Here is a 4,149-nt window from a genome sequence, read left to right as displayed (position 1 = left end):
CCGCGGCGAGAGCCTCTCCGGCCACGCTCGCGCACTCGTCGCTGTTGCCCGGATGCCGGAAGTCGGTGTGACCGTCGACATGCACCAGTCCGATGCCGCCACGGCGCACGGTCGCGAGACCTGCGCCGAGCAGGATCGCGCAGTCGCCGCCGATCACGAGCGGAGCCTCGCCCCTGTCGAGCGCTGCGCCGATGCGTGCCGCCAGTCGCCGCGAATGGTCGATCGTGGCACCCTCGTTGCGTACGTGTCCCGGCGGTCTCGTGGCATCGTCGTCGACGTAGCGGCCGGCCAGGACGACGCCGGAGTCGGTCGCCCCGAGCTCGGCGAACCGGGCGAACAGGCCGGCCTCGCGCAGAGCCTCCGGTGCCTTCGCTGCGCCGGGGACGCTGCCCGGCTCGGGCGGACGTAGGCCGAGGTTGGACGGAGCCGACAGCATCGTGATCATGCCTGCATCCTGAACCGGGGGTCGGACATTCGCGCGGGGATCAGGCAGGGAAGCACACCCCGGTGATGCGCTCCGCAGCCGCCCACATCGCGGACCCGATCGCCGCGGAACGCACCTCGTCCGACGCGGTCACCCGCGCCGGCGCCCCACGGAACTCGAGCAGACCGCCGGGGCCCCAGTAGTCGCCGTTCCTCACGTCTGCGGCCGTGGCCGCGTGGACGACGGGCAGCGCGCCGCCGTCCTTGCCCTGCACGAGCAGGCGGGTCGGCGTAGACAGGGCACGGACGACGCCGGACACCTCGGCGAGACCGGGACGCGCAGGCGTGAGCGGGTCGACCGCATAGCCCGGGTGTGCACAGACAGCCGAGCGGGAGGAGTCCGACCACCGTCGGGACAGTTCGAAGGCGAAGGCCATCAGCGCCGCCTTCGATCGCCCGTACTGCCGCAGTGAGGAGCCGGCCCACCGGGCGTCGAGGGTCGCCGGGTCGAGGGTCGCGAAGCGGTGCGCGATAGAACCGACGGCGACGACGCGGGCGTCCGGCGCGAGGACCGGCTCGAGCTGCGCCACGAGGGCGAAGTGGCCGAGGAAGTTCGTGCCGACCATGAGGTCGAAACCGTCGCTCGTGCGGGCCGAGCGGTCGGCCGCCTTGACCCCGGCATTGCAGATGACCGCGTCGAGCCGTTCGCCGATGTCGGCTGCCGCTTCGGCCACGCTGTCGAGGGAGCCGAGGTCGAGTGGCAGCACGCGCATGTCGGCGTCGGGCACCTGTGCGCGGATCGCCGTGACCGCTGTCGCCGCGCGCTCGAGCGAACGGCATCCGAGCAGAACCCGCGCACCCCTCGCGGCGAGCTGCTCTGCGCACCAGTACCCGATTCCCGCGTTCGCGCCGGTGACGAGGATGGTGCGCCCGAAGTGGTCGCGGGGGAGAGGAGGGGCGGCATCCATCCCCCCAACCTAGGCCGCGCGGATGTCTCGCGCCTCAGTGGTCGTGGTCGTGGTGCTCGTCGTCTTCGTCTTCGAGAAGCATGCCGACCGACGTCGCGCAGGCGTCGCCCCTCCACGCCTCGATGCCCTCGCGCACGGCGAAGGCCGCGATGACCAGCCCGGCGACGGCATCCGCCCACCACCACCCGAGCAGGGAGTTCGCGACCAGCCCGATCAGCACCGCGGCCGAGAGGTACGTGCAGATGAGCGTCTGCTTCGAGTCCGCGACGGCGGTGGCGGAGCCGAGCTCGCGACCCGCACGGCGCTCCGCGAACGACAGGAAGGGCATGACCGCGACGCTGACGGCGGTCAGGACGATGCCGACGGTGCTGTGCTCCGGACGTTCGACCATGACCAGCGCTGCCACCGAGGTCGCGGTGACGTAGGCCGCGAGGGCGAAGAAGGCGACCGCGATGACGCGCAGGGTCGGCTTCTCCCAGCGCTCCGGATCACGGCGGGTGAACTGCCAGGCGACCGCGCCCGCAGACAGGACCTCGATCGTGGAGTCCAGGCCGAACCCGATGAGCGCGGCCGAGGAGGCGACGGATCCGGCGGCGATCGCGACGACCGCCTCGATCAGGTTGTAGGCGATCGTGATGCCGACGATGAGGCGGATGCGGCGATGCAGAGTCTCGCGACGGGGAAGGGTGAGCGTCGCGGTCATCAGCAGGTGCAGCCTTCGCCGGAGCAGCAGTCCGGTTCCACGAGGAGTGTCACCCGCATGAGCATGTCGAGCGCGGGTGCGAGGTGCCGGTCTGCCAGGCGATAGCTGCTACGGCGGCCGTCCGGCACGCTCTCGACGAGGCCGCATCCACGGAGGCACGCGAGATGGTTCGACATGGCCTGGCGCGAGACGCCGAGCGCTTCGGCGAGGTCGGCGGGATAGGCGGCGCCCTCCCGCAGGGCGAGCAGGACACCGGCGCGTGTGGGGTCGGAGAGCGCGTGCCCGAGGCGAGCGACGGCGGCCGTGTGCGTGGGGGAGGAGGCGAGGGCGGTGGTCACGTGACCACTGTACAGAAAATGATGAATTCAGAACAGGCTGAACTCAAAGATGTGGGGACGCGACGAGATGTCACGCCCCCGCACCCTGACCTGCTCAGCGGATCGCGTACACCGCGCTGCCGACGATGACGGCGACGATGGTCGTCCAACCGATGATCGCGAGCGCCTGCCAGAAGAGGATGCGGGCCTTGCCGACGCCGGAGGCGGCGAGCATCGTCGCCGTGAACTGCGTCGGCAGCAGGAGAGGGCCGAGCAGGCTGACTCCCGGGACGCCGTAGCGCTCGAACGCGCGCTGGAACTTCTCGCGACGCGGGGTGCTGTGCGTGTCCGCGGTGCCCACCGCACCCTCTTCCGTCGTGCCGCCGCCGGCGAGGGCGACCGCCTTGGCTCGCGAGCGGTTAACGACGGCCTGCCGGGCCCCCGAACTCACCAGCACCACCACCAGGACGCACAGGAAGTTGCCCACGATCGCGGCGATCGCGGCGACCACGGGCGGGATGCCGCCGATGATGCCGATGCTCACCGCTCCCTCGCCCTCGATGAAGGGGATCGCGCCGGCGAGGGCGACGATGAGGGGCTGCACGAGCTCGGGAACCTGGGCGACCAGGTCCTGGAAGGTCTCGATGAGGTTCATGGGGGTGCTCCCTGATGTCGGTGCGAACGGTCTCTCCGCTGCGATGACCCCAGTCCACTCGACGCGAGGGCGTGGCGGCAGTGTCGGGCCGTCACCGCTTCCCGGGTGGATCGCACGCGGCATCCGTGACAACTGTCACGGCCCTATCGTGGGAGCGTGAGCAGCCGCGCCGAGCCCCTCGCCCCCGTCGAGCCGAGTCCGGGGGCGCGACAGCTGTCCCGCGGCGTGACGGGCGCCTGGTGGTACACGGCCAGCGCGGTGGTGATCTTCGAGGTCGCCCTTGTGGCCGCCTGGATGCTCGTGGCGCTGGCGATCGACTCCCAGGCATCGGCGGCTCTGATCATCGGCGGCGGAGGACTGCTCTGGTGCGCCTCCACGCTCCCCCTGCTGGGCGACTACCGGCACCGCCTGGACGCCGAGCCGGGCGTGCGATGGCTGCGCCTGGCCGTGCCGTTCCTGGTCGCGGTGATCTACGGGGTCGCCGCCGGAGCGGTGGTGGGCAGCTGGCAGCTCGCTCTGATGCCCATCGTGCAGTCGCTCGTGCTGCTCAACTGGCAGCGCGGGGTGCGGTACAAAGTGGTCATCGCGGCCACGATCCTCCTGGCCGCTGTCGCTGTCGCCGATTCCGCGCTCGACGTCTCGGATCAGATCCCGTTCGTGGTGCCCGTGGTGTACACGGCGCTCCTCCCCGTGATGACGGTCAGTTCGCTGTGGTGGTGGGACGTACTGATCACGCTCGACCGCGCCCGCGCATCCGAGGCGAGGCTCGCCGCCACGCAGGAGCGGCTGCGGGTCGCCACCGATGTGCACGATCTGCAGGGGCACCACCTGCAGGTCATCGCTCTGCAGCTGGAACTCGCGGAGCGTCTGCTGCCGACCGACCCGGACGTGGGGATGGAGCAGCTCCGTGCCGCCCGGGTGAGCGTCGACGAGGCGCGCCAGGGGACCAGGGACCTCGCGACCCGCTTCCGTTCGGTGCCGTTGGGGGATGAGCTGGCCAACGCCCGCGACCTTCTCACCGCGGCCGGGCTCGAGGTGGAGTCCGCCATCGACGCGGATGCCGATTCCGCTCCGGCATCCGCG

Annotated in this window: 6 protein-coding genes; 1 reads left to right on the top strand and 5 read right to left on the bottom strand. The window is 71.2% G+C overall.

The annotated features are described in order from the left end of the window. The 5 genes from ACNPM4_RS12175 to ACNPM4_RS12155 all read right to left on the bottom strand — a co-directional run. A partial coding sequence (locus tag ACNPM4_RS12175; RefSeq protein WP_448985857.1) for an arginase family protein occupies positions 1 to 445 on the bottom strand: 445 nt, incomplete at its 3' end. Positions 446 to 485: 40 nt separating this feature from the next. Continuing rightward, on the bottom strand, positions 486 to 1,391 hold the full coding sequence (locus ACNPM4_RS12170; RefSeq protein ID WP_448985856.1) for an SDR family NAD(P)-dependent oxidoreductase: 906 nt from the start codon (positions 1,389 to 1,391) through the stop codon (positions 486 to 488). 34 nt (positions 1,392 to 1,425) lie between these two features. Further along, complete coding sequence (locus ACNPM4_RS12165) at positions 1,426 to 2,094, bottom strand: cation efflux transmembrane domain-containing protein (RefSeq protein ID WP_400856462.1); 669 nt, start codon at positions 2,092 to 2,094, stop codon at positions 1,426 to 1,428. Further along, entirely contained in the window at positions 2,094 to 2,432 is a 339-nt protein-coding gene (locus tag ACNPM4_RS12160; protein WP_167634174.1) for an ArsR/SmtB family transcription factor, read from the bottom strand. The genes ACNPM4_RS12165 and ACNPM4_RS12160 overlap by 1 nt, the downstream gene beginning before the upstream one ends. Before the next feature lie 94 nt (positions 2,433 to 2,526). Then, positions 2,527 to 3,066 (bottom strand): small multidrug efflux protein, encoded by a 540-nt coding sequence (locus tag ACNPM4_RS12155; protein WP_372468433.1) that lies wholly within the window; start codon positions 3,064 to 3,066, stop codon positions 2,527 to 2,529. A 156-nt stretch (positions 3,067 to 3,222) separates the two neighbouring features. Here ACNPM4_RS12155 and ACNPM4_RS12150 point away from each other — a divergent pair. Further along, on the top strand, positions 3,223 to 4,149 hold a 927-nt coding region (locus ACNPM4_RS12150), incomplete at its 3' end, for a histidine kinase (RefSeq protein WP_448985855.1).

It is taken from the genome of Microbacterium umsixpiens (assembly GCF_053543675.1).
This window is presented reverse-complemented; position numbering and strand designations above follow the sequence as displayed.

Excerpts from the sequence above, each read along its gene's own strand:
- ACNPM4_RS12165 (WP_400856462.1), bottom strand. The coding sequence starts at position 2,094 with ATGACCGCGACGCTCACCCTTCCCCGTCGCGAGACTCTGCATCGCCGC.
- ACNPM4_RS12155 (WP_372468433.1), bottom strand. The coding sequence starts at position 3,066 with ATGAACCTCATCGAGACCTTCCAGGACCTGGTCGCCCAGGTTCCCGAG.
- ACNPM4_RS12170 (WP_448985856.1), bottom strand. The coding sequence starts at position 1,391 with ATGGATGCCGCCCCTCCTCTCCCCCGCGACCACTTCGGGCGCACCATC.